The sequence below is a fragment of the Gammaproteobacteria bacterium genome, from assembly GCA_034522055.1.
GTDB lineage: Bacteria > Pseudomonadota > Gammaproteobacteria > JAABTG01 > JAABTG01 > JAABTG01.
Window position 1 is genome coordinate 1,527,936 of record JAXHLS010000002.1, and the last position, 24,387, is coordinate 1,552,322.

A 24,387-nucleotide genomic window follows, 5' to 3' on the forward strand; every position below is an offset into this window, starting at 1 on the left:
ACGAGCATGTCAAGCATGCCCCACCGCCTGGTTCTAACTCAAGACAGGACGTGCCCCGGTCCAAGTTTCGGTTCTAGAACTAGCGAAACCTTTCAGGAATGCCTTTCTACCCGCGTACTCATCGGGGCGCTGGCGGACCATCATCGGGCACCAGCCACGGCGCGCCTGTCTGGATGCGTTGATAAATCTCCTCCCGATGCACCTGGACGTCCCGGGGTGCCTCCACCCCAATTCGCACCTGATTCGCCTTCACCCCGAGCACGGTCACGGTGATGTTGTCGTTGATGCGCAGGGCTTCGCCTACGCGGCGGGTGAGTATAAGCATGGTTGCCTCCTTGGCTGTTGCGTTGCTCTGGGATCGCGGCCGCTACCTCCGACACCATTCCCACTGTGGGAGCGGGTTGGATGCCTCCCACAATCCCCTGCCGGCCTCCCGGGCAGAGGCCTCCGCCTTAAGGAGCGGCTGGCGATAGGGAGCCTTGGCGTACTTCCGGTAGACCCAGGCGGCGCCGTCCGCCACGAGCTCGAGGTTAATCCAGTCTTCGCCATCGTAAAGGTGGGCCACGGTTCGGCCGTAGCGGTCTACCGTGATGGTAGTCGCGCACAGGATGCGGTCATAAGCGAGCCGGGCCAGTAACTTGGTGGCCTCGCGGCCGTAGGGCTGATCGCGTTCGGGGGTATCGATGTCGGCGAGGCTAATCTTCACTGGCTGCGCCTGGGGAGTCTCTGCCAAGTGCAGGGTGTCGCCGTACACCACCCGCGCTACCTTGTGCCGCGCATGTCGCACTGCGGGGCAGCCTGGGCCGCCAGGGAGAGGGCCCAGAGGAGAAAGGCGCTGGTGGTGCGGAAGGGCATGCTGGCGTCCTTGCTGGCTGTGGTTCGGAGAGAGTACCCCACGGGGATAGTGGCGGCCAAGATCGCCAGAGGGTGCCCTGCTAAGACGTTGTTTCTCGTCCCGCTTTGATCTCATTCAGGGAATACCGGGACGCGTTTGCCCAACGGTCGTCATAGGTGCGTAAGCGTCTAGAGAACCCCTGCTGGGCTCCGACTCCGCCTCGAAGACGCGGCCGGCGGTTGGGTGGCGCGGTGTTTCTGATTGACCCAGGCGACACCAGCCGCCACGAGCTCGCGGTTATTCCATTCGTCGCCAGCGTGAAATTGCGCCACGGTCCACGGTGGTGGTCGCACACAAAGAACGGCCGAAGGCGAGCCGGGCCAGCAGCTGGGTGGCATCGCGGCCGTAAGGCTGATCGCGTTCTGAGGTGTCGATGTCGGCGAGCCGGAGCTTCACCGACCGCGCTTGGAGGCTCTCTGCCAGGTGGCGGGTGTCGCCATCTACCACCCGGGCCACTTGGCCCCGCATATCACAGTATGGGCGGCGTGAGCCGCCAGGGTGAGGGTCCCGAGGACAAGGTTGGGCCCGATGCTGCGGCTGAGCGTGGGCGCGCCTCCTTTCGTTGGGCTATCTGACGACGTTGACCGGTAGCCAGTTTGGTAGCCAGTTTAGTATTTACTAATTTTCTTTTCCGTAACTCTTTGTTTTTTGGTGGGCCGTGTTGGATTCGAACCAACGACCACCTGATTAAAAGTCAGATGCTCTACCAACTGAGCTAACGGCCCGTGTTCTGTATTTGCCGGGGACGCGGATGATAGCCCATAAGGCGCCCGCAACCCAAAATCGGGCACCGCCGTGACCTTGAATTTGTGGCACCATAGCCCTATGTTGCCTACCTAGTTTGCAAGATGCGTGCCGAGGACGCCGACGATGCCAATCTATGAATACCGATGCGATAAATGCGGCCACGAGATGGAGGCCATACAGAAAATGAGTGACGACCCGCTCATCGAGTGTCCCGCCTGCGGCGAGGCCGCTTTGCGCAAGCTCGTCTCGGCGGCCGGTTTTCATCTCAAGGGAAGCGGATGGTATGTCACCGATTTTCGTGACAAGGGCAAGAAGCCCGGGGGGAATGGCACCAAAAGCGGTGGCGCCAAATCGACCAAGGATGGGCCCGACTCCTCTAAGGCAGGCGGCTCGGACAAAGGGGCCGGCGCCACTGCCGGGTCCGGTAGCGGCACCCAGGGCTCCAGCAACAAAGGCGGTTGAGGGGACCCCGGCCGCCGAGCCGGTAAGCCGTACCGTGGCGGCAAAGGCCCGGTCGGATTTGTTGCACGGCCCCCCGTCCTTACGTAACCTTCCCGCTTTTTACCAGCCGGAATCCTCAGTCCATGCGCAGCCATTATTGTGGTGATCTCAACGAAACCCATTTGGACCAGGGGATAACCCTGTGCGGTTGGGTTCATCGGCGGCGGGACCACGGCGGGGTCATTTTCATCGACCTGCGGGACCGTGAGGGCGTGGCCCAGGTGGTGATCGATCCCGATACCCCCGAGGCATTCGCCCTGGCGGAGCAGGTGCGCAGCGAATACGTGCTGCGCATCACGGGCCGGGTGCGCCGGCGCCCCGCGGGCACCGAGAACAGGGAACTGCCCACGGGCATGGTAGAGGTGCTGGGCAAGGAGCTGGAGATCCTCAACACCGCCAAGACCCCGCCGTTCCAGCTGGACGACGAGGATGTCCATGAGGAAAACCGCCTGCGCTATCGTTACGTGGATTTGCGGCGACCCGAGATGCAGCAGCGGCTGCGCACCCGGACCCTCATCACCCGCACCCTGCGGGCCTTCCTGGATGCCCGCGGCTTTCTGGACATCGAGACCCCCATGCTCACCCGGGCGACGCCCGAGGGGGCGCGGGACTATTTGGTACCCAGCCGCACCCACGGCGGCAGCTTCTTCGCGCTGCCCCAGTCCCCCCAGCTGTTCAAACAACTGCTCATGATGTCGGGCATGGACCGCTACTATCAGATCGCCCGCTGCTTCCGCGACGAGGACCTGCGGGCCGATCGCCAGCCGGAGTTCACCCAGCTGGACATTGAGACGTCCTTCATGGACGAGGACGACATCATGGCCCTGGTGGAGGACATGGTGCGGGAGCTCTTCGCGACGGTGCTGGATACCGCCCTGCCCGAGCCGTTTCCGCGCATGAGCTATGCCGAGGCCATGACGCGCTTCGGCAGCGACCGACCCGACCTGCGGGTGGATCTGGAGCTGGTGGACGTGGGCGATGTCATGGTGGACGTGGACTTCAAGGTCTTCTCCGGCCCCGCCCGCGACGCCGACGGCCGAGTGGCGGCCCTACGGGTGCCCGGCGGCGGGCGTCTCACCCGCTCCCAGATCGACGACTACACCCGCTTCGTGGGGATCTACGGCGCCAAGGGCCTGGCCTATATCAAGGTCAACGACCATGGCGCGGGACGGGAGGGCCTGCAGTCACCCATCCTGAAGTTCCTGCCCGACGATGCCGTCACCGCCATCATGGAGCGCAGCGGCGCCACCACCGGCGATCTTGTCTTCTTCGGCGCCGACAAGGCGGGGGTGGTCAACGAGGCCTTGGGGGCCCTGCGCCTCAAGGTGGCCGAGGACGTGGGGTTGGTCAACCCCGGTTGGCGACCGGTGTGGGTGGTGGATTTCCCCATGTTCGAATGGGACGACGCCAGCCGGCGCTGGTATGCCCTGCACCACCCCTTCACGGCACCCCGGGATCCGGACATGACGGTACTTGCCCAGGAGCCCCACCGGGCCCTGTCCCGGGCCTACGACCTGGTGCTAAACGGCACCGAGCTGGGGGGCGGTTCCATCCGTATCCACCAGCCCGCGACCCAGATGGCCATCTTCAAGCTGCTGGGCATCGAGGAGGACGAGGCCCGGGAGAAATTCGGCTTCCTGGTGGACGCCCTGGAGTATGGCTGCCCGCCCCACGGCGGCATCGCCTTCGGCCTCGACCGCATCGCCATGCTGATGACGGGGTCGCCGTCCATCCGCGATGTCATCGCCTTCCCCAAGACCCAGACGGCGGCCTGCATGCTCACCGCGGCGCCGGCGCCGGTGCCCGACAGCCAGCTACGCGACCTGAACATCCGCCTGCGCCACAAGGAAAAGTAGGCCGCAGGCGGGCCGCGGCCGGGCGAGGGCGGCGGAATCGGTTGACTCGAGACCGCCGGAAGTCAAGCATGTGATGCTCCCATGGCCACGGCGCCGGGTCATGGAGTAAGTGTTCGATGTCTGTTCCTGGCGCATAACCCGTGGAGTCGGTTCCGATGGCACGAATTCTCACCGTGGGCGTGGCCACCCTGGACGTGGTGATCAGCGTGGACGACTTTCCCCGGGAAGACGTCAAGATGCGGGCCCGGGGGGTGACCACCCGGCGCGGCGGCAACGCCGCCAATACCGCGGTGGTCCTCAGCCAGCTGGGCCACGATACCAGTTGGGCGGGCTCCGTCAGCACCGATGGCAACGGCGACTTCATCACCCGCGACCTGGCTCGCGCGGGCGTCAAGTCGGGCGGCATCGCCGTGCAACGCGACGGCGCCCTCCCCGTGTCCTACATCCTCAACAGCGTGGCCAGCGGATCCCGCACCATCATCCACCACCGCGACCTCCCCGAATTCAATTTCGAGGATTTCCGCCGCCTCGACCTGCGGCGCTACGACTGGCTCCATTTCGAGGGGCGTAACGTGGCGGAGACCCGGTGCATGCTCGCCCACTACCGGGGCCAGCACTCCGCCCTGCCGTGTTCCCTCGAGGTGGAGAAGCCCCGGGAGGGCATCGAGGAGCTGTTCGAGTTGGCGGACGTGCTGTTGTTCTCCCGCCAGTATGCCCGCGCCCGGGGCTTCGAAGAACCCGGCAGCCTGCTGGCCGAGGTCGCCCCCCGGGCGCCGCGGGCGCTGCTGGTGTGTGCCTGGGGCGAGGCCGGCGCCTGGGCCCGCACCTACGAGGGCGAGGAGTTCCACAGCCCGGCCTGCAGTTACGGCGCCGTGGTGGATACCATCGGCGCCGGGGACGTGCTCAACGCCGGCGTCATCCATGGTCTGGTGAACCAGCAGCCCCTGAACCGGGTGCTGCCCTTCGGCTGCCAGCTGGCCGGCGTGAAGTGCGCCCAGGAGGGTCTCGAGGACCTGCTGGCCAATTACCATCGCCTGGTGACGACGGACAAGCCCGCGCAGCCCTGATCCCACCCCGGCCATCGCCTCAGAAGGCCAGTACCAGCCCCCACACCACAGCCACGTTCACCAGGGCGACGAACACCGCCGCCGAGCCGATGTCCTTGGCCCGCTTGGACAGCACGTGATGCTCGTTGCTGATGCGGTCGACGACGGACTCCACCGACGAGTTCACCAGTTCCACCGCCAGCACCAGCAACAGACTGGTGAGCAGCAGCGCCTTCTCCACGCCCCCCTCCCCCAGCCACAGGCCCAGGGGCACGAGGATGGCGCTCAATACCACCTCCACCCTGAAGGCCTCCTCGAAACGCCAGGCCGAGATCAGGCCTGCCAGGGACCAGCCGCAGGCATTGCGCAGCCGGGTCAGTCCCTTGTACCCGGGTTTGCGCAACGCATCCCTCTCCCCGTCCGGTACGTTCATGGGCCTCTCGTCGTCATGCCAGGGTGGTGAAACTATCGGACCTTCATGAAACTTTCATTAATGGGCCACGGAACGGCAAAGATCGGCGCCCGGAAACGGCCAACGGACACATGGCAAGAAAAGCATCACCGAACTGCAACCCAAGCTTCATATGACGGGTATATACCATATCCATGTCCGCACATGGTGAACACCGACATGGAAACCCTGCGCTACCGTTCCATCTGGCTGTCCGATATCCATCTCGGCACCCGGGACGCCAAAACGGAATACCTCTACGATTTTCTGCGCCACACCGAATCCGATTACCTCTACCTGGTGGGTGACATCATCGACATGTGGAAACTAAAGGCCCGCTGGTACTGGCCCCGCATCAACAACGACATCATGCGGCTGGTGATGAAGAAGGCCCGCAAGGGCACGCGGGTGATCTACATCCCGGGCAACCATGACGAGCTGTTGCGGGACTTCTCGGACCACCTGTTCGGCGGCATCGAGATGATGGAGGAGGCGGTCCACGAGACGGCCGACGGCCGGCGGTTGCTGGTGCTCCACGGCGACGTCTTCGACTGCGTGGTGATGAACAGCCGCTGGCTGGCGGAGCTCGGCAGCTGGGCCTACGACATGCTGCTGCGGCTCAACCGCTGGTACAACGTGGTGCGCCGCCGCCTGGGTTTTCACTACTGGTCCCTGTCCCAGTACCTCAAGCACAAGGTCAAGGAGGCGGTGAGCTACATCGGCGACTACGAGCAGGCGGTGGTGAAGGCCGCCCGCGCCAAGGGCGCCCACGGCGTCATCTGCGGCCACATCCACCACGCCACCATCACCCAGTACGGCGACATGCTCTATGCCAACAGCGGCGACTGGGTGGAGAGCTGCACCGCCCTGGCCGAGCGCGAGGATGGCGAGCTGACCCTCATCCACTGGGTCACGGACAGCGCCCGACTGCTGGACGACCTGCAGAACCATGAGAATATTGATAGCGACGGACGCGTGGTTCCCGCAGGTTAACGGCGTCGTACGCACCCTCTCCACCACCGCAGGGATCCTCGGCGACCTGGGTCACGAGGTGGAGGTGGTGGCGCCGCAGCGCTTCCGCACCATTCCCTGCCCCACCTATCCGGAGATCCGCCTGGCCCTGGGGGCGGGCCACGGCGTGCCCCGGGCCATTCGGGCCTTCGACCCCGGGGCCATACACATCGCCACCGAGGGCCCCATCGGCCTGGCGGCGCGGCGCTGGTGCGTGAGGCAGGGCCATCCCTTCACCACCTCCTATCACACCCGCTTCCCCGAGTACCTGCGGCTGCGGGCGCCCGTGCCCCTGGCCTGGAGCTACCGTTTCATGGGTTGGTTCCATGGCCGCGCGGCCCGCACCATGGTGGCCACTCGCTCCATGGAGCAGGAACTCGAGGCCTGGGGCTTCCGCCACCTGGTGCGCTGGACCCGGGGGGTGGACATCTCCCTGTTCCGCCCCCGCGAGTCGCCGGTGCTGGACCTGCCCCGGCCGCTGTTCATGTATGTGGGGCGGGTGGCGGTGGAAAAGAACATCGAGGCCTTCCTGGCCCTCGACCTGCCGGGCACCAAGGTGGTGGTGGGGGACGGCCCGGCCCTGGCGGAGTTGCGGCGGCGCCATCCGGACACCCACTTCACGGGCTACAAGATGGGCGAGGAACTGGCCGCCCATGTGGGCTCCGCGGACGTCATGGTGTTCCCCAGCCTCACGGACACCTTCGGGCTGGTGCTGCTGGAGGCCATGGCCAGCGGCGTGCCGGTGGCGGCCTTTCCCGTCCCCGGCCCCCGGGACCTGGTGCGGGACGGCGTCAACGGCTGCGTGGGAGAGGACCTGAGGGCCGCCGCCCTGGCCGCCCTGGAGGTGGACAGGGACGCCTGCCGCGGCTTCGCCGAGGGCTATTCCTGGGAGGCCAGCACCCGCCAGTTCCTCGCCAACCTCGCTCCCCGCGTGACCGCCGCGGTGTAATGCCCGCCGCCGCCCGCGCCGGACGTTTGGGGGCCCCCCGCGCCGGTGTTAGAATCCTGCGCTTTACAGCGAGGGTTCGAGGACGCCATGGCGGGACACAGCAAGTGGGCCAATATCCAGCATCGCAAGAAGGCGCAGGACGCCAAGCGCGGCAAGCTCTTCACCAAGCTCATTCGCGAGATCAGCGTGGCGGCCCGCCACGGCGGCGGTGACATAGAGACCAATCCGCGCCTGCGCCTCGCCGTGGACAAGGCCCTGGCCGGCAACATGACCAAGGACACCATCGAGCGCGCCATCAAGCGCGGCGCCGGCGACCAGGACAGCGACAATCTCGAGGAGGTGCGCTACGAGGGATACGGCCCCGGCGGTACGGCGGTGATGGTGGATTGCCTCACGGACAACCGCAACCGCACCGTGGCCGAGGTGCGCCACGCCTTCTCCAAGGCCGGCGGCAACCTCGGCACCGACGGCTCGGTGGCCTTCCTGTTCAACCATGTGGGCCAGATCAGCCTGGCCCCCGGCAACGACGAGGACACCGTGATGGAGGTGGCCCTGGAGGCCGGCGCCGAAGACGTCATCGGCAACGAGGACGGCTCCATCGAAGTCATCACGTCCCCCGACGCCTTCGCCGCCGTGCGGGACGCGCTTAAAGCGGCGGGGCTGGCGACGGAGGAGGCGGAGGTCACCATGCGGGCCACCACCGCCAGTGTCCTCGACGCCGACGACGGCGCGAAGATGCTGCGCCTGCTGGACACCCTGGAAGACCTGGACGACGTCCAGCAGGTGTACTCCAATGCGGACATCCCGGACGAGGCCTTTGAGGCCGTCGCCTGACGCGCATGGGGCGAGGCGCCCCATACCAAAGAGATGAAAGGCCACCTCGCCCCGGCTCGTTCCCTCACCCCATCCCTGTACTCCGGGCATCCTGCCCTTCGCCCTGCGGGCCGCGCCAGGGCGCGTTCAAATCCGTTCCCGACGGATTTGTCCCAGAGGGAGAGGGGGCGGTAGTGTGCCTGCGGCACGTCTTTCACGTTAAGTTGGGCCGCGCGTGAGCGCGGAGGCATCCCGCATCCTGGGCATCGACCCCGGTTCCCGCATCACGGGTTATGGCATCATCGACGTCCACAAGGGGGGCAACGGCTATGTGGCCAGCGGCTGCATCCGCACCGCGGTCACGGACATGCCCCGGCGCCTGCTGCTGATCCACGAGGGCCTGGAAACGGTGCTCGCCCGCTACCAACCGGATGCCACCGCCATCGAGCAGATCTACGTCCATCGCAACGCCGGCAGCGCCCTCAAGCTGGGCCAGGCCCGCGGCGGCGCCATCCTCACCGCCATGCTCCATCAGCAGCCGGTGTTCGAATACTCCCCCAGCCAGATAAAGCAGGCAGTGGTGGGCAGCGGCCGGGCGAGCAAGGAACAGGTGCAACACATGGTGCGACATCTGCTCGGGCTCTCCGAGGCCCCCCAGGAGGACGCCGCCGATGCCCTGGCGGTGGCCCTGTGCCATGGCAACACCGAGGCCACCTTCGCCCGCCTGCCCCAGATCAAGGTGCCCAGCGGGAGGCGCTGGCGGTGATCGGGCGCATCCACGGCATCCTGCGGGCCAAGCACCCGCCCCTGCTGCTCATCGATGTCCACGGCATCGGCTACGAGGTGGAGGCCCCCATGACCACCATCTACGAGCTTCCCAACCTGGGAGAGCCCGTGGAGCTCCACATCCATCACGTGGTACGGGAGGACGCCCAACTGCTGTACGGCTTCCTCCGGGAGCCCGACCGGGCCCTCTTTCGCACTCTCATCCGCATCAGCAACGTGGGACCCAAGCTGGCCCTGGCCATCCTCTCGGGGATGGACCACCGCCAGTTCTCCCTGTGCGTCCACGCCGGCGACGTGGCCGCCCTGACCCGCCTCCCCGGGGTCGGGAAGAAGACCGCCGAGCGCCTCATCATGGAGGTGCGGGACCGCCTGGACACCCTGGCCGACGCGCCGCCGGTGATGGGGCCCGCGGCCACCACCGCCCTGGAGGCGGACGACCCGGTGGGGGACGCCATCAACGCCCTGGTGGCCCTCGGCTACAAGCCCCAGGAGGCGAGCCGGCGCATCAACGCCGTCACCGCCCCCGGCCTCGCCTGCGAGGACCTCATCCGCCAGGCCCTCAAGGAGCGTAACCCGTGATCGAGCCCGACCGCCTGGTGGCCGCCAGCGCCGACGGCAACGACCGCGCGGTGGACCGCGCCTTGCGCCCCCGCCTGCTGGACCATTACGTGGGCCAGGAAGCGGTGCGCGAGCAGATGACCATTTTCATCACCGCCGCCCGTGGCCGCGCCGAGGCCCTGGACCATGTGCTGCTGTTCGGGCCGCCGGGCCTCGGCAAGACCACCCTCGCCCACATCGTGGCCGAGGAGATGGGGGTAGCCCTGCGCCAGACCTCGGGGCCGGTGCTGGAGAAGGCCGGGGACCTGGCCGCCATCCTCACCAACCTGGAGCCCAACGACGTCCTGTTCGTGGATGAGATCCATCGCCTGAGTCCCATGGTGGAGGAGGTGCTCTACCCGGCCATGGAGGATTACCAGATCGACATCATGATCGGCGAGGGCCCCGCCGCCCGCTCCATCAAGCTGGACCTCCCCCCCTTCACCCTGGTGGGGGCCACCACCCGCGCCGGCCTCCTGACATCGCCCCTGCGGGACCGCTTCGGCATCGTCCAGCGCCTGGAGTTCTACAGCCACGAGGAACTGGCCACCATCGCCCGGCGCTCCGCCTCCATCCTCGGCATCCACCTGGCGGAGGACGGCGCCCACGAGCTGGCGCGGCGCTCCCGCGGCACGCCGCGCATCGCCAACCGCCTGCTGCGCCGGGTGCGGGACTACGCCGAGGTGCGGGCCGACGGTCGCGTCACCGCGCCGGTGGCGCGGGCGGCCCTGGACATGCTGGACGTCGACCCCCTGGGCTTCGATGTCATGGACCGCAAGCTGCTGCTCGCCATCATCGAGAAATTCGACGGCGGACCGGTGGGGGTGGACAGCCTGGCCGCGGCCATCGGCGAGGAACGGGGCACCATCGAGGACGTGCTCGAGCCTTACCTGATCCAGCAGGGCTACCTGATGCGCACGCCCCGGGGACGGGTGGCCACGGCCCACGCCTGGCGCCACTTCGGCCTGGCGGCGGGCGAGGGCACCCCGGGGGATCTGTTCGGGGCCCCGCCCCCCCGGGGCGAGGAGCCGTGACGGCGGCCGCGGAGTTCCTGTGGCCGGTGCGGGTCTACTACGAGGATACCGATGCCGGCGGCGTGGTCTACTACGCCAATTACCTGAAATTTATGGAACGGGCGCGCACCGAATGGCTGCGGGTCCTGGGCTTCGAACAGGACCGGCTGGCGGCCGAAGGGGTGCTGTTCATGGTGGCGCACATCGCCGTGGACTACCTGGCCCCCGCCCGTTTCAATGACCGCTTGGACGTGGGTGTTAAACTCGAACGCCTGGCGCGGGCTAGTTTCGAACTCAGCCAGGCGGTGTGGGGGCCACCCGCCGGCCGCATCCTGTGCCACGGCCGCGTGCGCATCGCCTGCGTCCACAACCAGACCCTGAAACCCCGGGCCATTCCGCCCGCCATCCGACAGGAAGTAACGCGTGAGCACTGATCTATCCCTCTTCCACCTGGTGGCCGAAGCCAGCCTGCTGGTGCAGCTGGTGATGCTATTGCTGCTGCTGGCCTCGGTGGTCTCCTGGTCCATGATCATCCTCAAGTACATCACCCTGCGCCGTGCCCGCGCCGCGGCGGTGCAGTTCGAGGACCGCTTCTGGTCGGGCAAGGACCTGGTGCGCCTGTACAACGGCGTGTCCGCCAGCCACGTGCGTTCGGACGGCATGGCGCGCATCTTCGAGGCCGGCTTTCGCGAGTTCGCGCGCCTGCGCAAGCAGCCGGGCCTGGAGCCTAACGCCATCCTCGACAATTCCCAGCGGGCCATGCGTATCGCGCTGTCGCGGGAGGTAGACGCCCTGGAGAGTTCCCTGAGCTTCCTGGCCACGGTGGGCTCCACCAGCCCCTACGTCGGCCTGTTCGGTACCGTGTGGGGCATCATGAACTCCTTTCGCGCCCTCGGGAACGTCCACCAGGCCACCATCGCCATGGTGGCGCCGGGCATCGCCGAGGCCCTCATCGCCACCGCCATGGGCCTGTTCGCCGCCATCCCGGCGGTCATCGCCTATAACCGTTTCAGCCACGACGTGGACCGCCTCCTGAACCGCTACGACACCTTCATGGAGGAGTTCTCCAACCTCCTCCACCGCAAGGTCCACGACCCGCAATAAGCCCTCGAGTGCCGGAAGTCCCCATGCGAAGACAGCGCCGCCGCCCCATGTCCGAGATCAACGTCGTGCCCTACATCGACGTCATGCTGGTGCTGCTGGTGATATTCATGATCACCGCGCCGCTGCTGAGCCAGGGGGTCAAGGTAGACCTGCCCAAAGTGGCCTCGGAGCCCCTGCCCCCCAGCGAGCGCGAGCCCCTCATCGTCACCGTGGATCGCGAGGGCCGGGTGTTCGTCAATTACGGCGACGACCAGGACACTCCCATCGGCGAGGAGACCCTGATGGCGCGCGTGGCCGCGTTGTTGCGCAACCAGCCCGACATCCCGGTACTGGTGAAGGGCGACGAGGGCACCGCCTACGGTGCCGTGGTGCGGGTCATGAGCCTGCTCCAGGGAGCCGGTGCCAAGGGCATCGGCCTCATGACCGACCCGCCCGATCCCGAGCCGCGATGACCACCGTCGGTCCCTGGGACAAGGCCCGCGCCGTGGTGCTGGCCGTCGGCATCCACCTGGCCGTGCTGGCGGTGCTGGTGGTGAGCCTGGAGTGGACCCCGGATCCACCCGCCGCCGGCCCGCCCACGGGCGAGCCCATCAAGGCGGTGGCGGTGGACAGCAAGCGGGTGGAACAGGAGGTGCAACGCCTCGAGGACCTGGAGCAAAAACGCAAGGACGAGCTGGCCGCCGAGACCGCCCGCGCCCGCGAGGCCCGCCTCGCCGAGGAGCGCAAGCTTGCAGAAGCAGCCGCCGAGCGCCGACAAGAGGAGGAGCGCCGCCGCGCCGCCGAGGCCCAACGCAAGGCGGACGAGGCCAGACAGCAGGCCGCCGTGGAACAGGCCCGACAGGCCGAGGCCCGGCGCGCCGCCGAGGAGCAGAAACGCGAGCAGGCCGAGGCGGCGCAACGGGCCGCGGAGCAGCGGCGCCGGGAAGAGGAGGCGAAACGACGCGCCGAGGAACAGAAGCTGCAACAGGCCGAGGCCGCGCGCCGGGCCGAGGAGCAGCGGCGCCAGGAGGCGGAGCAGGCCCGCCTCGCCGCGCAGCAACGACGCCAGGAGGAGGAGGCCAGGCGTGAGGCCGAGGAGCAGCGCCTGCGTGAGGCGGCGGCCATGCGCCTGGCGGAGGAACGCAAGCAGCGGGAGGCCGAGGCCAAACGCAAGGCGCAGGAGAAGAAACGCGAGGAGGCCGAGGCCAGGCGCCGCGCCGAGGAGCAACGCCGCCGCGAAGAGACGGCCCGGCGCAAAGAAGAAGAAGAGCGCATGCAGGCCATCCTGGCCGCGGAGGAGGGCGAACTGGCGCGCCGCCGCCAGAGCCTGGAGGCCCGGGAACTGGATGAGTACCGCCAGGCCATCGCCGATCGCGTGGAGCGCTTCTGGCTGAAACCTCCGGGCACCCCCGATGGTCTCAAGGTGGAGGTACGGGTGACCCAGATCCCCGGGGGGGAAATCATCAATTACCGGATCACCCGTAGCAGTGGCAACATTGCCTTCGACAGCTCAGTGGAGAAGGCCCTGGCCAAGGCCTCGCCCCTGCCCCAGCCCGGCAACCCCAGTCTGTTCCAGCGTGAACTCAAGTTTGTTTTCGAACCGGAGGGATGACCCTTGTTCCATAAAACCCCAGGCCCGCTGACGGCCATCCTCCTGCTGTGCCTGGCCTGGGCCCCCGCCCAGGCGGTGCTGACGGTGAAGATCACCCAGGGTACGGAGGGGGCCCTGCCCATCGCCGTGGTGCCCTTCCAGTGGCAGGGCGCCACCAGCGTGCCGCCCCAGCGCTTCCACGCCATCATCGGCGATGATCTCAGGCGCAGCGGGCGCTTCCGGCCCGTGGCGGAGAGCGACCTGCCCGCGCGCCCCCACCAGGGCAGCGAGGTGGATTTCGGCACCTGGCGCAAGCTCGGGGTGGACAATCTGGTGGTGGGGCGTCTCCAGGCCCAGCCCGGCGGCCGCTACCGGGTGGAGTTCCAGCTCTTCGACGTCTACAAGGGGACCCAGCTCGCCGGCTACAGCATCCCCGTGGCGGGGGAGGACCTGCGCCTCACCGCCCACCGCATCAGCGACATCATCTATCAGAAACTCACCGGCGAGCGCGGCGCCTTCGCCACCTACATCGCCTACGTCACCGAGGACCAGGATCCCGCCGGCAAGCGGCGCTACACCCTGGAGGTGGCCGACAGCGACGGCGCCAACCCCCAGACCCTGCTCACCTCCGGCCAGCCCATCATGTCACCCGCCTGGTCCCCCGACGGCAGCCGCCTGGCGTACGTCTCCTTCGAGTCCGGCAACTCGGCGGTCTACGTTCAAAAGGTGAGGACGGGCGAGCGGGAGCAGGTAGCGGGCTTCGAGGGCATCAACAGCGCCCCCGCCTGGTCCCCGGACGGCCGCTTTCTGGCCCTCACCCTGTCCAGGGACGGTAACCCGGAGATCTACACCCTGGCCCTCGACGGCGGCACCTTCCGGCGCATCACCGACCACGGTGCCATCGATACGGAACCCAACTGGTCCCCCGACGGCCGCCATATCGTGTTCACCTCGGATCGCGGCGGCCGCGCCCAGATCTACCGCGTCGCCGCGGGCGGTGGACGACCCGCGCGCATCACCTTCGAGGGTGACTACAACGCCCGCCCCCGCCACTCCCCGGACGGCGAGCGCCTGGCCATGGTCCACGGCCTCAAAGGCGCCTATCATGTGGCCATCATGGACATGGCTACCGGCAGCCTGCGGATCCTCTCCGACTCGTCCCTGGACGAGACACCCAGCTTCGCCCCCAACGGCAGCATGGTCATCTACGCCACCAACGACGCCTCGGGGGCCGTGCTGGCCGCCGTGTCCGTGGACGGCCGCACCCGCCAGCGCCTGTCGGTACAACAAGGACGGGTCAGGGAGCCCGCGTGGTCGCCGTTCATCGAATAGACATTCTGCCATCCTCGTCACCACCAATGCCGGAGAACAACACCATGGGTCCATCACCTTACACACTGCTGCGGTCGCTGCTGGCCGCCGGCCTGGCCCTCGCCCTGCTGACCGGCTGCGAGACCATGGGGGGCAGGGACGACGATGCCGCCGCGGGCGCGGCGACGGTGGAAGACCGGGGCCTCACGGCCGATGAGATGGAGGCCGAAGGGGCCAGCGCCGGCGCCATGACCGGCGGTGGCGCCTTCCAGGGCCATCCCCTGGACAACCCGGAAGGGCCGTTGGCCCAGCGCACCATCTACTTTGACTTCGACCGCGCCGAGATCAAAAACGAGTACCGGGATATCGTCGACGCCCATGCCGCCTACCTGGCCCGCAACGGCGGGGCCTCGGTGACCCTCGAGGGCCATACGGACGAGCGCGGCTCCCGGGAGTACAACCTCGCCCTCGGCGAGCGCCGGGCCCAGTCGGTGCAGCGGGTGATGGAACTCCTCGGGGCCTCCCCGGCCCAGCTGCGGGTGGTGAGCTACGGCGAGGAGCAACCCGCCGAGTTCGGCCACGACGAGGCGGCCTGGGCCGCCAATCGCCGGGTCGAGATCATCTATAAATCCCGCTAGCCATGAACAGACTCACCACGATCTTAGTGTGCCTGGCCCTGGCCCCGGCTTCCGCCTGGGCCCAGGGCAGCGTGCAGGAGAGGCTGGAACGCCTGGAACGCATGGCCTCCAGCGGTGCCCTGATGGAACTCCTGGAGCGCGTGGAGGGCCTGCAGAAAGAGGTGCGGGAGCTGCGCGGCCAGGTGGAAGAGCAGGGCCACCGCCTGTCCCAGATGGGCGAGCGCCAGAAACAGCTCTACGTGGATGTGGACCGGCGCCTGCAGCGCATGGAAGCGGGCCGGCCCGTTGCCACGGCCGAGCCGGTGCCCCCCACCACGCCCGTCGCCCCCGCGAAGCCGGCGGACCGCGCGCCCGCCCCCGCGGCCGCGGTGGACCCCCTGGAGGAGCAGGCGGCCTACGAGGGGGCCTTCGGGCTGTTGCGGGACGGCCGCTACAAGCGCGCGGGCGAGGCCTTCAATCGTTTTCTCGACGAGTATCCCGCCAGCGGTTACGCCGACAACGCCCTCTACTGGCTGGGGGAGAGCCACTATGTCATCCGCGACTTCGATGCCGCGGCGGCCGCCTTCCGCCGGGTGGTGGCGGAGCACCCAAACAGCGACAAGACCACCCACGCCCGGCTCAAGATCGGCTACATCCTCCACGAACAGGGCGCACTGGACCAGGCCGAAGAGGTGCTCACGGAGCTGGTGAAGGGGCATCCCGACAGCACCGCCGCCCGACTCGCCCACGAGCGCCTCAAGCGGATCCGCGCCGAGCGCGGCTAGTCCGGGAGCGGGCATGGCGGAGCATAGGCCGCGGCCGGAGGAGCGAGTCAGGATCACCGAGATCTTCTTCTCCCTCCAGGGGGAGAGCAGCAGCGTGGGGATCCCCACCACCTTCGTGCGCCTCACCGGCTGCCCTTTGCGCTGCGGCTACTGCGACACCGCCTACGCCTTCGGCGGCGGCCAGTGGATGACCATGGAGGCCATCCTCGAGGTCGTCGCCCGCCATCCCACGCACCACATCACCGTGACCGGCGGGGAACCCCTGGCCCAGGAGCGCTGCCATGCCCTGTTGCGCCGCCTGTGCGACGCCGGTTACCGGGTGTCTCTCGAGACCAGCGGCGCCCTGCCCGTGGAGCGCGTCGACCCCCGGGTGGTGAAGGTAATGGACCTCAAGACCCCGGGCTCGGGGGAGGTGGGGCGCAACCGTTACGACAACGTGGACCATCTGGACCCCAACGACGAGGTGAAATTCGTCATCTGTGACCGCACCGACTACGAATGGGCGCGGGGGCAGCTGGCACACCTCGGGCTCCGCGACCGTTGCGGCATCCTGTTCTCGCCCTGCGCCGGGCGCCAGGACCCTGCCGAACTGGCGCGCTGGATCCTCGAGGATGGGCTGCCGGTGCGCTTCCAGATGCAGCTCCACAAGCTGTTGTGGGGCGACGAGCCCGGCCGATGAACGACCCGGCCGGGACAGCGCGGGCAGTGGTGCTGCTGTCCGGCGGGCTGGACTCCGCCACCTGTCTGGCGGTGGCCCGGGACGCCGGCTTCGCCTGTTACGCCCTCAGCGTCGACTACGGCCAGCGCCACGACGCCGAGCTGGCGGCGGCACGGCGGGTGGCGGCGGCCCTGGGGGTGGTGCGCCATCAGGTGTTCGCGGTGGATCTGCGCCCCATGGGCGGCTCGGCCCTCACGGATCCCGCCATGGCCGTGCCCGAGGCCCCCGGGGAGGGGATCCCCCAGACCTACGTGCCGGCCCGCAACACCCTGCTGCTGTCCCTGGCCCTGGGCTGGGCGGAAGTGCTGGGGGCGCGCCACATCTACATCGGCGTCAACGCGGTGGACTATTCCGGCTATCCCGACTGCCGGCCCGAGTTCATCCGCGCCTTCGAGGCCACCGCCAACCTGGGGACCCGGGCCGGGGTGGAGGGCGATGGCTTCACCATCGCCACGCCCCTCATCGAGATGCCCAAGCATGACATCATCCGCCTCGGCCGCAGTCTCGGCGTGGACTACGGCCTCACGGTGTCCTGCTACCAGGCCGATGACGCGGGGCGGGCCTGCGGGCGTTGCGACGCCTGTCGCCTGCGGGCCACCGGCTTCGAGCGCGCCGGCGGCCCCGATCCCACCCGCTACCAGGCCTGATCGGGGACCTCCGCGAGCTCCCGGTGGCGCACCAGCACCGCCGGGCCGCGCTCCGCCTGGAGGGCCGCGGCGAGACGTTCGGCCATGTACACCGAGCGATGCTGGCCGCCGGTGCAGCCCAGGGCGACGGTGAGGTAGGCCCGGTTGCCGGACTCGAAGCGCCCCAGCCAACGGCGGATGAAGGCCTCGATGTCGCCCTCCATTTGGGCGACCATGGGCTCGGCCTCCAGGAAGTCGACGACCGGCTGCTGGCGCCCGGTGAGCTGGCGCAGCCGCGGCTCCCAGTAGGGGTTGGGCAGGCACCGCAGGTCGAACACGAAGTCCGCATCCCGCGGCACTCCGTGCTTGAAGCCGAAGGACTGGAACAACAGGGACAGGGAGGCCCCCGCCGTGCCCCCCACGCGGTTCTTGATGAGGTCGCGCAGCTGGTAGAGGGTGGTGCGGCTGGTGTCGAGACGCAGATTGGCGCTGTCGGCGAAGTGCTCCAGCAACAGCCGTTCCTCCCGGATGGCCTCGGCCAGGGACAGGCCCTCGACGGTGAGAGGATGGCGGCGGCGGGTCTCGCTGAAGCGCTTGATGAGGATGTCGTCCTCGGCCTCCAGGAACACCACGTCCACCTCCACCCCGAGGGCCTTGAGCTGTTCCAGTTCAGTGGGGAAGCGACGCAGATCCTCCGCCGGACTGCGGGCATCGATGCCCACCGCGGCGCGCTCGTAGAAGCCGTCCCGGAAGCGCAGCAGCTGGCGGGTGAACTCCGGCAGCAGGTTGGCGGGGAGGTTGTCGGTGCAGTAGAAACCAAGGTCTTCCAGGGTATGCAAGGCCACGCTCTTGCCGGCACCGGACAGTCCGCTGATGACCACGAGTCTCATGATGGCTGGCTCGATTCAGGCACGGGGTTTCCATGATGGGCCGGGCGGGGGAACTTCACCGCACCGCCCCACCCGGGGTTGCAAACGCCGCCGGCCGGCGGCGGCTCCAAGGTCGTCCAGGGTAGCCCGCCCGGGCCGGCGGGAAAAGAGGCTTGGGCACCGCCATCGCCCTCAGGTCCCATGCCCGGCCCGGCCCTGCCGGCCCACGAGGTGGGCCGCCGTATCGTAGCCCGCGAGGGCCAGCCGGTGGCGCGCCACCAGAGCCTCGACGAGCGCGGGACCGGGCCAGGGTGGGGCCACCCTCAGCACCGCCACTGCCACGCCGTGGCGCGTCTCCTTGGTGAGCGGCGGCTGGAGGTTCGCGCTATCCCGGCCGGTCGTCGCGGGGTCCAGTTCGATGATCAGATGCAGGAGGTGTTGCGGACACAGGGCCTCATCGCCGAACTGGCGCCGGATATTGAAGGCGCCGAGGCCGCGTACGTGAAGGAACTCCCCGGTATGGGGCGGCGGCGTGCCCACCAGGCCCTGGTCCGTGACCTGGAACAGGGCGCAGTCGTCGGCCACCAGGGCGTGACCGCGGGCCACCAGTTCCAGGCCCAGCCGGCTCTTGCCGCAGCCGGGCGCGCCCGCCAGCAACACGCCAAGCTCGTGGATGACCAGGAAGACGCCATGCAGGACCCGCTCCATGCGCGCGGCAGCCGGAAGGCGACCCTCAGCCGCCCTCGGACTGCTCCACCAGCAGCCGGTGGATCACCGCAGGGTCCTCCTCGGCTCGCAGGCGCTGGCGGAAGGCGACATCGCGGAACATCTCGGCCAGTTGCCCCAGCACGTCCAGGTGTTCCTGGTTGGCCTCTACCGGTACCAGCAGGCCGAACAGCAGGTCCACCGGCATATCGTCCACGGCATCGAAATCGAGCCCGTCGGTCAATTTGATGAAGGCCCCCACCGTACCCTCGGCATGGCGGTGGCGCCCGTGGGGCAAGGCCACACCCTTGCCGATCCCCGTGGTGCCGAGGGCTTCACGCTCGTACAGGCAATCGAAGGCCTCGCGGGCGTCGAAGTCGTCGTGGCCGCTGGCCAGCATTTGCGCGAGGGTCTGAAGGATGCGCTTCTTGCTTGCGGGGTCGACACGGGTAGCCACCCGGTCGACCGTAATGATGTCCGAGATTTTCATATTGTTATCGGGGTAAGGGCCGGGGGCAGGCCGTGCCCCCGGCCGGTGGGCGTCAGATGACCTTGCCGGCCTCCTTGCGGTGATGGTCGGTACGCTTTTCCTTGTGGCGCATGATCTGGCGGTCGAGTTTGTCGGCCAGGGCATCGATGGCGGCGTACATGTCTTCATGCACCGCATCGGCGAACACCCGGGCCCCGGCGATGCGCAACGTGGCCTCCGCCTTCTGCTCGAGCTTGTCCACCGTCAGGACCACCTCGGCATCGGTCACGTTGTCGTAATGCCGCTCAATCTTCTGGAGCTTGTTATTGACGTAGTCCCGCAGGGGGGGCGTCAACTCGATGTGATGACCGCTAAGATTGATCTGCATAGACAGCTCCTTCAGCGCCTGCCTCGAGCCCGCATTTCTCACCAGTCTCCGAACACACCACGGGCCGGGACGGGACACGGCCAGAGCGCCGCGAGGGCCCCGTCCGGATTCTGCTCCTGCCTGCATCGTATGGTGACGTTCCTGGTTCAAGCTGTTGAGAAATGCGGGCTACGTGAGCCGCTTTCGTTCGTTGGATGAGGAAATGGCCATGGCCTCACGGTACTTGGCAACGGTCCTGCGCGCCACCCTGATCCCCTGATCGGAAAGGATGGCGGCAAGCTTGCTGTCACTGAGGGGCTTGGCCGGATTTTCCGCGGCGACGAGCTTCTTAATCAGTGCCCGGATCGCCGTGGAGGATGCCTCGCCACCTGCGTCGGTAGCCAGGTGGGAGGAGAAAAAATACTTGAGTTCGAAGATCCCCCGCGGGGTATGCATGTACTTGCGCGAGGTCACCCGGGAGATGGTGGATTCATGCATCTCCACGGTCTCCGCCACGTCATGGAGCACCATGGGTTTCATGGCCTCCTCGCCGTATTCCAGGAAGCCCTGCTGGCGCTCGACGATGGCGGTGGCCACCTTGAGGAGGGTCTCGCTGCGGCTCTGGAGACTCTTCATGAACCAGCGCGCCTCCTGGAGATGGCTGCGCAGGGTGGTATTGTCGGCGCTGCTGTCGGCGCGCCGCACCAGGCTGGCGTAGTAGGGATTGATGCGCACCCGGGGCACGGCCTCCGGGTTCAGCTCCACATGCCAGCGCCCGTGCTGCTTTTTCACGTAGACGTCGGGAATCACATACTCCGGCGCGTCGTCGGCCAGCTGACGGCCGGGCCGCGGATCGAGCCCCTGCACCACCGCCAGCACCTGCTGGAGCTCCCCGGAGCCAAGCTTCATCTGGCGGCCGAGGGCGTTGGTATCACGCGCCGCCAAAAGGTCGAAGTGATCCTCCACCACCTCCACGGCGCGGGCACACAGGGCATCCTGGCAGGGCAACTGGCGCAGCTGCAGCAGCAGGCACTCCCGCAGGTCCCGGGCCCCCACGCCGGCGGGATCGAAGGCCTGCACGCGGTGCAGCACCGCCTCCACCTCGTCCAACTCCACGGGCTCGGCACCGCCCACGGAGTCCCGGATCTCCTCCAGGGTCTCGGTGAGGAAGCCGTTATCGTCGATGGCATCCAGGATGGCGGTGGCGATGGTGCGATCCGCCTCAGACATGGGGGTCAGCATGAGCTGCCAGGACAGGTGTTCCCGCAGGCTGGTGCCGCTGGCACCGCGGTTCTCGTATTCCGTCTCCGGGGCCGCCGAGGCGTTGGGGGTACCGAGGTCGTAGACATCCTCCCAGGCGCTGTCCACGGGCAGATCCTGGGGGATCCCCGCCGGCTCCATGTCGAGGTCCGAGTCCTCGGCACCCAGGGCCTCGCTGAAACCGTCGTCATTGCCTCCGGCGTCGGCGGACGCCGCGTCGTTGGCCGTGTACTCCGCGCCGTTGGCGCCGCGCTCGTCACCGTCATCGGTATCGTCCCCCGCAGCCTCCTCGAGCATGAGGTTGGAGTCCAGGGCATCCTGGACCTCCGTCTGCAGCTCCATGGTGGATAGCTGCAACAGGCGTATGGCCTGCTGCAGCTGCGGCGTCATGGTGAGATGCTGGCCAAGCCGAAGCTGTAACGATTGCTTCATGGATTCCTGGGTAGAATAGGTTTATCCCTGTCTTGATTCTAGCGCAGGAGAGGGGCGCCATAAACAAACTACTGCAGACTTTGCGCCAACCCTCTCGTTAAAGGTGCGCCGGGAAGACCGTCCCGGTGCCCTCAGTCGCGCGAGGATATCCTGAGAAACCCCAACAGATTGGCTCGTTCGCAGAATCCGTGGGTAAATGTTTCGCTCGCGGTGAGCGCCGAGAGCACGGCATCACCCGCATCGTCAATCGGCTGGAAGACCATTGCTGTTCCCTTGGCGTTCTTGGCGTCTTTACGAGAGGAAATTCTTGCCTCTACACCCACGGTTTCTGCTTACGAGCCGGAAGATTCGACGTGTTCGGATAAAAACCGGCCTACAGGGAAAACTCCTCCCCCAGGTAGACCTCCCTGACCTGGCGGTTCTGGAGCACGGCCTGGGGGTCCCCCTCGGCGATGATGCGCCCCTCGTTGACGATGTAGGCCCGATCACAGGTGCCCAGGGTCTCCCGCACGTTGTGGTCGGTGATGAGCACGCCTATGCCCTTGCTGGAGAGGTGCTTGATGATGCGCTGGATGTCCAGCACCGAGATGGGATCCACGCCGGCGAAGGGCTCGTCGAACAGCACGAAGCGCGGCTCCGCCGCCAGGGAGCGGGCGATCTCCACGCGCCGGCGCTCGCCGCCCGACAGGCTCATGCCCCTGGCCTCTCGCAGGTGGGCCACGTGGAGTTCCCGCAGCAACCCCTCGAGCCGGCGCTGCCGCTGGACGGTGCTGAGGTTGGGCCGGGACTCGAGGATGGCCAGGATGTTCTGCTCCACCGTGAGCTTGCGGAACACCGACGGCTCCTGGGGCAAATAGCCGAGCCCGAGGCGGGCCCGCACGTGCATGGGGGCCTCCGTGAGATCGTGGTCGTTGAGGAGGATGCGGCCGCTGTCACAGGGCACGAGGCCCACGATCATGTAGAAGCTGGTGGTCTTGCCCGCCCCGTTGGGGCCCAGCAGCCCTACCACCTCGCCGCTGTTGACGGTGAGGCTGACATCGCTGACCACCCGGCGGGCATGGTATTGCTTGGCCAGGTGTTCGGCCTCGAGGACGCTCATTCTTTTTTGTCGCCGTCCCCTTTCTTGCCCGGCTGGAAGGTGATGCGCACGCGCTTGTCCTTCTCCTTGGAGCCGCGGGCGGTGACGCGATGCAGCTTGGTGTTGTAGGTGATCTTATCGCCCGAGAACCTGTCCTTGCCCTGGTTGATGACGGCCTCGGTCTTGAGATTGAGGAGGTCCTGGGGCTCCAGGTACTCCATGAACTTCGCGTTGGCCCGGATGTATTCTTCCGCATCGTCCGGCAGCTGGCGGAACTCCGCGGGATTGCCGAAGGCGGTGACGCGTTGCAGGGCCTTGTCGTCGTCCATGTACACGGTGAGCTTGTCGGCGAGGATACGGATGGAGCCCTGGGTCACCACCACCTCCCCTTCGTAGACCGCCACGCCTTCCGTGTCGTCCATCACGGCGTTATCCGCCTCGATGTTCACGGGCTGATCGCCGTCCGATTCCAGGGCCCCGGCGGCCAGGGGCAGCAGCAGGGCGGCGATGAGCAGGGCTTCAATCGGTCTTCTTGGGATCATAGGTGGTCTGCACTTGGCTGATGAGTTCGAGGCGGTTCCCCGCCATCCAGGCCTTCAGGCCGACGCTCCTGGACTCCCCGGAGGGCGTACGGATGAGGGCGGTGTCGCCGGTTTCCGCATAATCCTCGTCATTGTATATGGTGAGGTTGCTGGTCAACACCTCGAGGCGCCGCCGGCCCTCGTGGTCATCCTCCCAGATATAGACCCGGCCCTGGAGGATTATGACACTCTGATCGGCCGACACCCATCCCCGCTCGGAGCGCACCTGGGTGGGGGTGTCGTCGTCGCCATGGACCAGCACATGGGGCTCCTCCAGCTCGTGGGTATCCGTATCGGGGTAGTGCACCATGCGCTTCGCGCGCAGCTCCTCGGCCGGCACGCCATCGGCGTCCATGCCGACTCTGACAAAGTCATTGAGGAAAAGGTCCGGATCGTGGCGCAATGCGGGATCATCCGGCTCCGGCACCTCGGTGAGGCGCTGCATCAGCCAGCCGCTGGCCACGGCCAACAGCAGCATCAGGAGGGCCGGGGCCCAACGGGCGATCATTCCAGATAGCGGGCCAGGGTGGCGTCGAGGACGCCGTGGCCCTCCATGACCAGCTCGCACACGTCCCGCCCCGCACCGCGCCCGCCGGCGTGGGGCGTCTGCCAGTGGGCGTGCCGGGCCACCAGGGGATGGGCATCGGCCACGGCGATGGCCAGCCCCACCCGCAGGATGATCGGCAGATCCACCACGTCATCCCCGACGTAGGCCACCTGGTCCGCCGCGATGCCGAGCCGCTCCAGCAGGTCCTGGAAGGCCGGCAGCTTGTCCAGCTGGCCCTGGTAGACATAGTGGATACCCAGGGAGGTCATGCGATGCTTTACCACCTCGGAGGTACGACCGGTGATGACGCCGATGTCTACGCCGCTGGATTGCAGCATCTTCATGCCGTGGCCGTCCCGGGAATGGAACGCCTTGTACTCCTGACCGTCGTCCCCCAGGTACAGGGAGCCGTCCGTCAGCACCCCGTCCACATCGAATACCACCAGCTTGACCTTGGCGGCCTTTTCGAGCACGTCACGCATATGTCCCGCTCCCTGTCGATAAAAATTCTGTTGATCTCACGGAGGAATCAACCGCCATCAGCTAAACTCTCATGGCGATACGCGCCACCCGAAATGATGAAAGAGGAGCGCGTATCGCCATGTTCGTTCCCTCACCCCATCCCTGTACTCCGGGCATCCTGCCCTTCGCCCTGCGGGCCGCGCCAAGGCGCGTTCAAATCC

At 67.4% G+C, this 24,387-nt stretch carries 32 protein-coding genes and 1 tRNA gene; 18 read left to right on the forward strand and 15 right to left on the reverse strand.

The annotated features are described in order from the left end of the window. Positions 1-118 precede the first annotated feature (118 nt). The 4 genes from csrA to U5S82_07420 all read right to left on the reverse strand — a co-directional run bounded on the left by csrA (position 119) and on the right by U5S82_07420 (position 1,620). The gene (csrA, locus tag U5S82_07405; GenBank protein MDZ7751474.1) at positions 119-325 is read right to left on the reverse strand and encodes a carbon storage regulator CsrA; all 207 of its coding nucleotides are present in this window, start codon (positions 323-325) and stop codon (positions 119-121) included. A 42-nt stretch (positions 326-367) separates the two neighbouring features. After that, a complete protein-coding gene (locus tag U5S82_07410; protein ID MDZ7751475.1) occupies positions 368-706 on the reverse strand; it encodes a thermonuclease family protein in 339 nt (112 codons plus the stop codon). A 426-nt stretch (positions 707-1,132) separates the two neighbouring features. Beyond that, complete coding sequence (locus tag U5S82_07415; protein MDZ7751476.1) at positions 1,133-1,363, reverse strand: hypothetical protein; 231 nt, start codon at positions 1,361-1,363, stop codon at positions 1,133-1,135. A gap of 181 nt (positions 1,364-1,544) precedes the next feature. Beyond that, positions 1,545-1,620, reverse strand: a tRNA-Lys gene (locus U5S82_07420). 145 nt (positions 1,621-1,765) lie between these two features. On the opposite strand from U5S82_07420, the gene U5S82_07425 reads away from it, so the two are divergent. The 3 genes from U5S82_07425 to U5S82_07435 all read left to right on the forward strand — a co-directional run bounded on the left by U5S82_07425 (position 1,766) and on the right by U5S82_07435 (position 5,066). Next, positions 1,766-2,104: a zinc ribbon domain-containing protein gene (locus tag U5S82_07425; protein MDZ7751477.1), complete on the forward strand. Its 339-nt coding sequence runs from the start codon at positions 1,766-1,768 to the stop codon at positions 2,102-2,104. 122 nt (positions 2,105-2,226) lie between these two features. Then, positions 2,227-3,999 (forward strand): aspartate--tRNA ligase, encoded by a 1,773-nt coding sequence (gene aspS, locus U5S82_07430; GenBank protein ID MDZ7751478.1) that lies wholly within the window; start codon positions 2,227-2,229, stop codon positions 3,997-3,999. A gap of 155 nt (positions 4,000-4,154) precedes the next feature. Continuing rightward, positions 4,155-5,066, forward strand: coding sequence for a PfkB family carbohydrate kinase (locus U5S82_07435; GenBank protein MDZ7751479.1), 912 nt, complete (start codon positions 4,155-4,157; stop codon positions 5,064-5,066). Positions 5,067-5,085: 19 nt separating this feature from the next. Here U5S82_07435 and U5S82_07440 read toward each other — a convergent pair whose 3' ends face one another. Next, complete coding sequence (locus U5S82_07440) at positions 5,086-5,478, reverse strand: diacylglycerol kinase (GenBank protein MDZ7751480.1); 393 nt, start codon at positions 5,476-5,478, stop codon at positions 5,086-5,088. A 198-nt stretch (positions 5,479-5,676) separates the two neighbouring features. Here U5S82_07440 and U5S82_07445 point away from each other — a divergent pair, with 198 nt between their 5' ends. From U5S82_07445 to queC, 15 genes are all read left to right on the forward strand, one after another. Further along, complete coding sequence (locus tag U5S82_07445) at positions 5,677-6,489, forward strand: UDP-2,3-diacylglucosamine diphosphatase (GenBank protein ID MDZ7751481.1); 813 nt, start codon at positions 5,677-5,679, stop codon at positions 6,487-6,489. Continuing rightward, positions 6,446-7,456 carry a glycosyltransferase family 1 protein gene (locus U5S82_07450; GenBank protein MDZ7751482.1) on the forward strand — a complete coding sequence of 337 codons (1,011 nt, stop codon included), beginning with the start codon at positions 6,446-6,448 and terminating at the stop codon, positions 7,454-7,456. The genes U5S82_07445 and U5S82_07450 overlap by 44 nt, the downstream gene beginning before the upstream one ends. Before the next feature lie 87 nt (positions 7,457-7,543). Next, positions 7,544-8,290: a YebC/PmpR family DNA-binding transcriptional regulator gene (locus U5S82_07455; protein MDZ7751483.1), complete on the forward strand. Its 747-nt coding sequence runs from the start codon at positions 7,544-7,546 to the stop codon at positions 8,288-8,290. 214 nt (positions 8,291-8,504) lie between these two features. Next, positions 8,505-9,035: a crossover junction endodeoxyribonuclease RuvC gene (ruvC, locus tag U5S82_07460; protein ID MDZ7751484.1), complete on the forward strand. Its 531-nt coding sequence runs from the start codon at positions 8,505-8,507 to the stop codon at positions 9,033-9,035. After that, complete coding sequence (gene ruvA / locus U5S82_07465; protein ID MDZ7751485.1) at positions 9,032-9,634, forward strand: Holliday junction branch migration protein RuvA; 603 nt, start codon at positions 9,032-9,034, stop codon at positions 9,632-9,634. The genes ruvC and ruvA overlap by 4 nt, the downstream gene beginning before the upstream one ends. Beyond that, the gene (gene ruvB / locus U5S82_07470) at positions 9,631-10,686 is read left to right on the forward strand and encodes a Holliday junction branch migration DNA helicase RuvB (GenBank protein MDZ7751486.1); all 1,056 of its coding nucleotides are present in this window, start codon (positions 9,631-9,633) and stop codon (positions 10,684-10,686) included. Before ruvA ends, ruvB begins: the two co-directional genes overlap by 4 nt. Then, positions 10,683-11,099, forward strand: coding sequence for a tol-pal system-associated acyl-CoA thioesterase (gene ybgC / locus U5S82_07475; GenBank protein MDZ7751487.1), 417 nt, complete (start codon positions 10,683-10,685; stop codon positions 11,097-11,099). Before ruvB ends, ybgC begins: the two co-directional genes overlap by 4 nt. Further along, positions 11,089-11,769: a protein TolQ gene (tolQ, locus tag U5S82_07480; GenBank protein MDZ7751488.1), complete on the forward strand. Its 681-nt coding sequence runs from the start codon at positions 11,089-11,091 to the stop codon at positions 11,767-11,769. The genes ybgC and tolQ overlap by 11 nt, the downstream gene beginning before the upstream one ends. Positions 11,770-11,792: 23 nt before the next feature. Beyond that, positions 11,793-12,221 (forward strand): protein TolR, encoded by a 429-nt coding sequence (tolR, locus tag U5S82_07485; GenBank protein MDZ7751489.1) that lies wholly within the window; start codon positions 11,793-11,795, stop codon positions 12,219-12,221. Further along, complete coding sequence (tolA, locus tag U5S82_07490; protein ID MDZ7751490.1) at positions 12,218-13,360, forward strand: cell envelope integrity protein TolA; 1,143 nt, start codon at positions 12,218-12,220, stop codon at positions 13,358-13,360. Before tolR ends, tolA begins: the two co-directional genes overlap by 4 nt. Before the next feature lie 3 nt (positions 13,361-13,363). Next, a complete protein-coding gene (gene tolB / locus U5S82_07495; protein MDZ7751491.1) occupies positions 13,364-14,671 on the forward strand; it encodes a Tol-Pal system beta propeller repeat protein TolB in 1,308 nt (435 codons plus the stop codon). Positions 14,672-14,715: 44 nt separating this feature from the next. Next, the gene (gene pal / locus U5S82_07500; GenBank protein MDZ7751492.1) at positions 14,716-15,288 is read left to right on the forward strand and encodes a peptidoglycan-associated lipoprotein Pal; all 573 of its coding nucleotides are present in this window, start codon (positions 14,716-14,718) and stop codon (positions 15,286-15,288) included. Positions 15,289-15,290: 2 nt separating this feature from the next. Continuing rightward, a complete protein-coding gene (ybgF, locus tag U5S82_07505) occupies positions 15,291-16,052 on the forward strand; it encodes a tol-pal system protein YbgF (protein MDZ7751493.1) in 762 nt (253 codons plus the stop codon). 13 nt (positions 16,053-16,065) lie between these two features. After that, a complete protein-coding gene (queE, locus tag U5S82_07510) occupies positions 16,066-16,731 on the forward strand; it encodes a 7-carboxy-7-deazaguanine synthase QueE (protein ID MDZ7751494.1) in 666 nt (221 codons plus the stop codon). Further along, positions 16,728-17,417: a 7-cyano-7-deazaguanine synthase QueC gene (gene queC, locus U5S82_07515; protein ID MDZ7751495.1), complete on the forward strand. Its 690-nt coding sequence runs from the start codon at positions 16,728-16,730 to the stop codon at positions 17,415-17,417. The genes queE and queC overlap by 4 nt, the downstream gene beginning before the upstream one ends. Here the strand turns inward: queC and rapZ are convergent. The 10 genes from rapZ to kdsC all read right to left on the reverse strand — a co-directional run bounded on the left by rapZ (position 17,405) and on the right by kdsC (position 24,186). After that, positions 17,405-18,286, reverse strand: coding sequence for an RNase adapter RapZ (gene rapZ / locus U5S82_07520; GenBank protein ID MDZ7751496.1), 882 nt, complete (start codon positions 18,284-18,286; stop codon positions 17,405-17,407). The two genes, queC and rapZ, sit on opposite strands and share 13 nt — an antisense overlap. Before the next feature lie 171 nt (positions 18,287-18,457). Then, on the reverse strand, positions 18,458-18,973 hold the full coding sequence (locus tag U5S82_07525; protein MDZ7751497.1) for a hypothetical protein: 516 nt from the start codon (positions 18,971-18,973) through the stop codon (positions 18,458-18,460). A gap of 25 nt (positions 18,974-18,998) precedes the next feature. After that, positions 18,999-19,460 (reverse strand): PTS sugar transporter subunit IIA, encoded by a 462-nt coding sequence (locus U5S82_07530; GenBank protein ID MDZ7751498.1) that lies wholly within the window; start codon positions 19,458-19,460, stop codon positions 18,999-19,001. Between the two features lie 52 nt (positions 19,461-19,512). Beyond that, on the reverse strand, positions 19,513-19,827 hold the full coding sequence (raiA, locus tag U5S82_07535) for a ribosome-associated translation inhibitor RaiA (protein ID MDZ7751499.1): 315 nt from the start codon (positions 19,825-19,827) through the stop codon (positions 19,513-19,515). 168 nt (positions 19,828-19,995) lie between these two features. Then, entirely contained in the window at positions 19,996-21,498 is a 1,503-nt protein-coding gene (locus tag U5S82_07540; GenBank protein MDZ7751500.1) for an RNA polymerase factor sigma-54, read from the reverse strand. Between the two features lie 131 nt (positions 21,499-21,629). Continuing rightward, a complete protein-coding gene (locus tag U5S82_07545; GenBank protein MDZ7751501.1) occupies positions 21,630-21,821 on the reverse strand; it encodes a hypothetical protein in 192 nt (63 codons plus the stop codon). Between the two features lie 50 nt (positions 21,822-21,871). Next, positions 21,872-22,597 (reverse strand): LPS export ABC transporter ATP-binding protein, encoded by a 726-nt coding sequence (gene lptB, locus U5S82_07550; GenBank protein ID MDZ7751502.1) that lies wholly within the window; start codon positions 22,595-22,597, stop codon positions 21,872-21,874. Next, positions 22,594-23,118 (reverse strand): lipopolysaccharide transport periplasmic protein LptA, encoded by a 525-nt coding sequence (gene lptA, locus U5S82_07555; GenBank protein MDZ7751503.1) that lies wholly within the window; start codon positions 23,116-23,118, stop codon positions 22,594-22,596. The genes lptB and lptA overlap by 4 nt, the downstream gene beginning before the upstream one ends. Beyond that, positions 23,096-23,665 carry an LPS export ABC transporter periplasmic protein LptC gene (gene lptC, locus U5S82_07560; GenBank protein MDZ7751504.1) on the reverse strand — a complete coding sequence of 190 codons (570 nt, stop codon included), beginning with the start codon at positions 23,663-23,665 and terminating at the stop codon, positions 23,096-23,098. Before lptC ends, lptA begins: the two co-directional genes overlap by 23 nt. Next, entirely contained in the window at positions 23,662-24,186 is a 525-nt protein-coding gene (kdsC, locus tag U5S82_07565) for a 3-deoxy-manno-octulosonate-8-phosphatase KdsC (protein MDZ7751505.1), read from the reverse strand. Before kdsC ends, lptC begins: the two co-directional genes overlap by 4 nt. Positions 24,187-24,387 lie beyond the last annotated feature (201 nt).

Coding starts and splice junctions, on each gene's coding strand:
- csrA (MDZ7751474.1), bottom strand. CDS start 325: ATGCTTATACTCACCCGCCGCGTAGGCGAAGCCCTGCGCATCAACGAC.
- U5S82_07415 (MDZ7751476.1), bottom strand. CDS start 1,363: ATGCGGGGCCAAGTGGCCCGGGTGGTAGATGGCGACACCCGCCACCTG.
- U5S82_07425 (MDZ7751477.1), top strand. CDS start 1,766: ATGCCAATCTATGAATACCGATGCGATAAATGCGGCCACGAGATGGAG.
- aspS (MDZ7751478.1), top strand. CDS start 2,227: ATGCGCAGCCATTATTGTGGTGATCTCAACGAAACCCATTTGGACCAG.
- U5S82_07435 (MDZ7751479.1), top strand. CDS start 4,155: ATGGCACGAATTCTCACCGTGGGCGTGGCCACCCTGGACGTGGTGATC.
- U5S82_07440 (MDZ7751480.1), bottom strand. CDS start 5,478: ATGAACGTACCGGACGGGGAGAGGGATGCGTTGCGCAAACCCGGGTAC.
- U5S82_07445 (MDZ7751481.1), top strand. CDS start 5,677: ATGGAAACCCTGCGCTACCGTTCCATCTGGCTGTCCGATATCCATCTC.
- U5S82_07450 (MDZ7751482.1), top strand. CDS start 6,446: ATGAGAATATTGATAGCGACGGACGCGTGGTTCCCGCAGGTTAACGGC.
- U5S82_07455 (MDZ7751483.1), top strand. CDS start 7,544: ATGGCGGGACACAGCAAGTGGGCCAATATCCAGCATCGCAAGAAGGCG.
- tolR (MDZ7751489.1), top strand. CDS start 11,793: ATGCGAAGACAGCGCCGCCGCCCCATGTCCGAGATCAACGTCGTGCCC.
- tolA (MDZ7751490.1), top strand. CDS start 12,218: ATGACCACCGTCGGTCCCTGGGACAAGGCCCGCGCCGTGGTGCTGGCC.
- pal (MDZ7751492.1), top strand. CDS start 14,716: ATGGGTCCATCACCTTACACACTGCTGCGGTCGCTGCTGGCCGCCGGC.
- ybgF (MDZ7751493.1), top strand. CDS start 15,291: ATGAACAGACTCACCACGATCTTAGTGTGCCTGGCCCTGGCCCCGGCT.
- queE (MDZ7751494.1), top strand. CDS start 16,066: ATGGCGGAGCATAGGCCGCGGCCGGAGGAGCGAGTCAGGATCACCGAG.
- queC (MDZ7751495.1), top strand. CDS start 16,728: ATGAACGACCCGGCCGGGACAGCGCGGGCAGTGGTGCTGCTGTCCGGC.
- rapZ (MDZ7751496.1), bottom strand. CDS start 18,286: ATGAGACTCGTGGTCATCAGCGGACTGTCCGGTGCCGGCAAGAGCGTG.
- U5S82_07525 (MDZ7751497.1), bottom strand. CDS start 18,973: ATGGAGCGGGTCCTGCATGGCGTCTTCCTGGTCATCCACGAGCTTGGC.
- U5S82_07530 (MDZ7751498.1), bottom strand. CDS start 19,460: ATGAAAATCTCGGACATCATTACGGTCGACCGGGTGGCTACCCGTGTC.
- raiA (MDZ7751499.1), bottom strand. CDS start 19,827: ATGCAGATCAATCTTAGCGGTCATCACATCGAGTTGACGCCCCCCCTG.
- U5S82_07540 (MDZ7751500.1), bottom strand. CDS start 21,498: ATGAAGCAATCGTTACAGCTTCGGCTTGGCCAGCATCTCACCATGACG.
- lptB (MDZ7751502.1), bottom strand. CDS start 22,597: ATGAGCGTCCTCGAGGCCGAACACCTGGCCAAGCAATACCATGCCCGC.
- lptA (MDZ7751503.1), bottom strand. CDS start 23,118: ATGATCCCAAGAAGACCGATTGAAGCCCTGCTCATCGCCGCCCTGCTG.
- lptC (MDZ7751504.1), bottom strand. CDS start 23,665: ATGATCGCCCGTTGGGCCCCGGCCCTCCTGATGCTGCTGTTGGCCGTG.
- kdsC (MDZ7751505.1), bottom strand. CDS start 24,186: ATGCGTGACGTGCTCGAAAAGGCCGCCAAGGTCAAGCTGGTGGTATTC.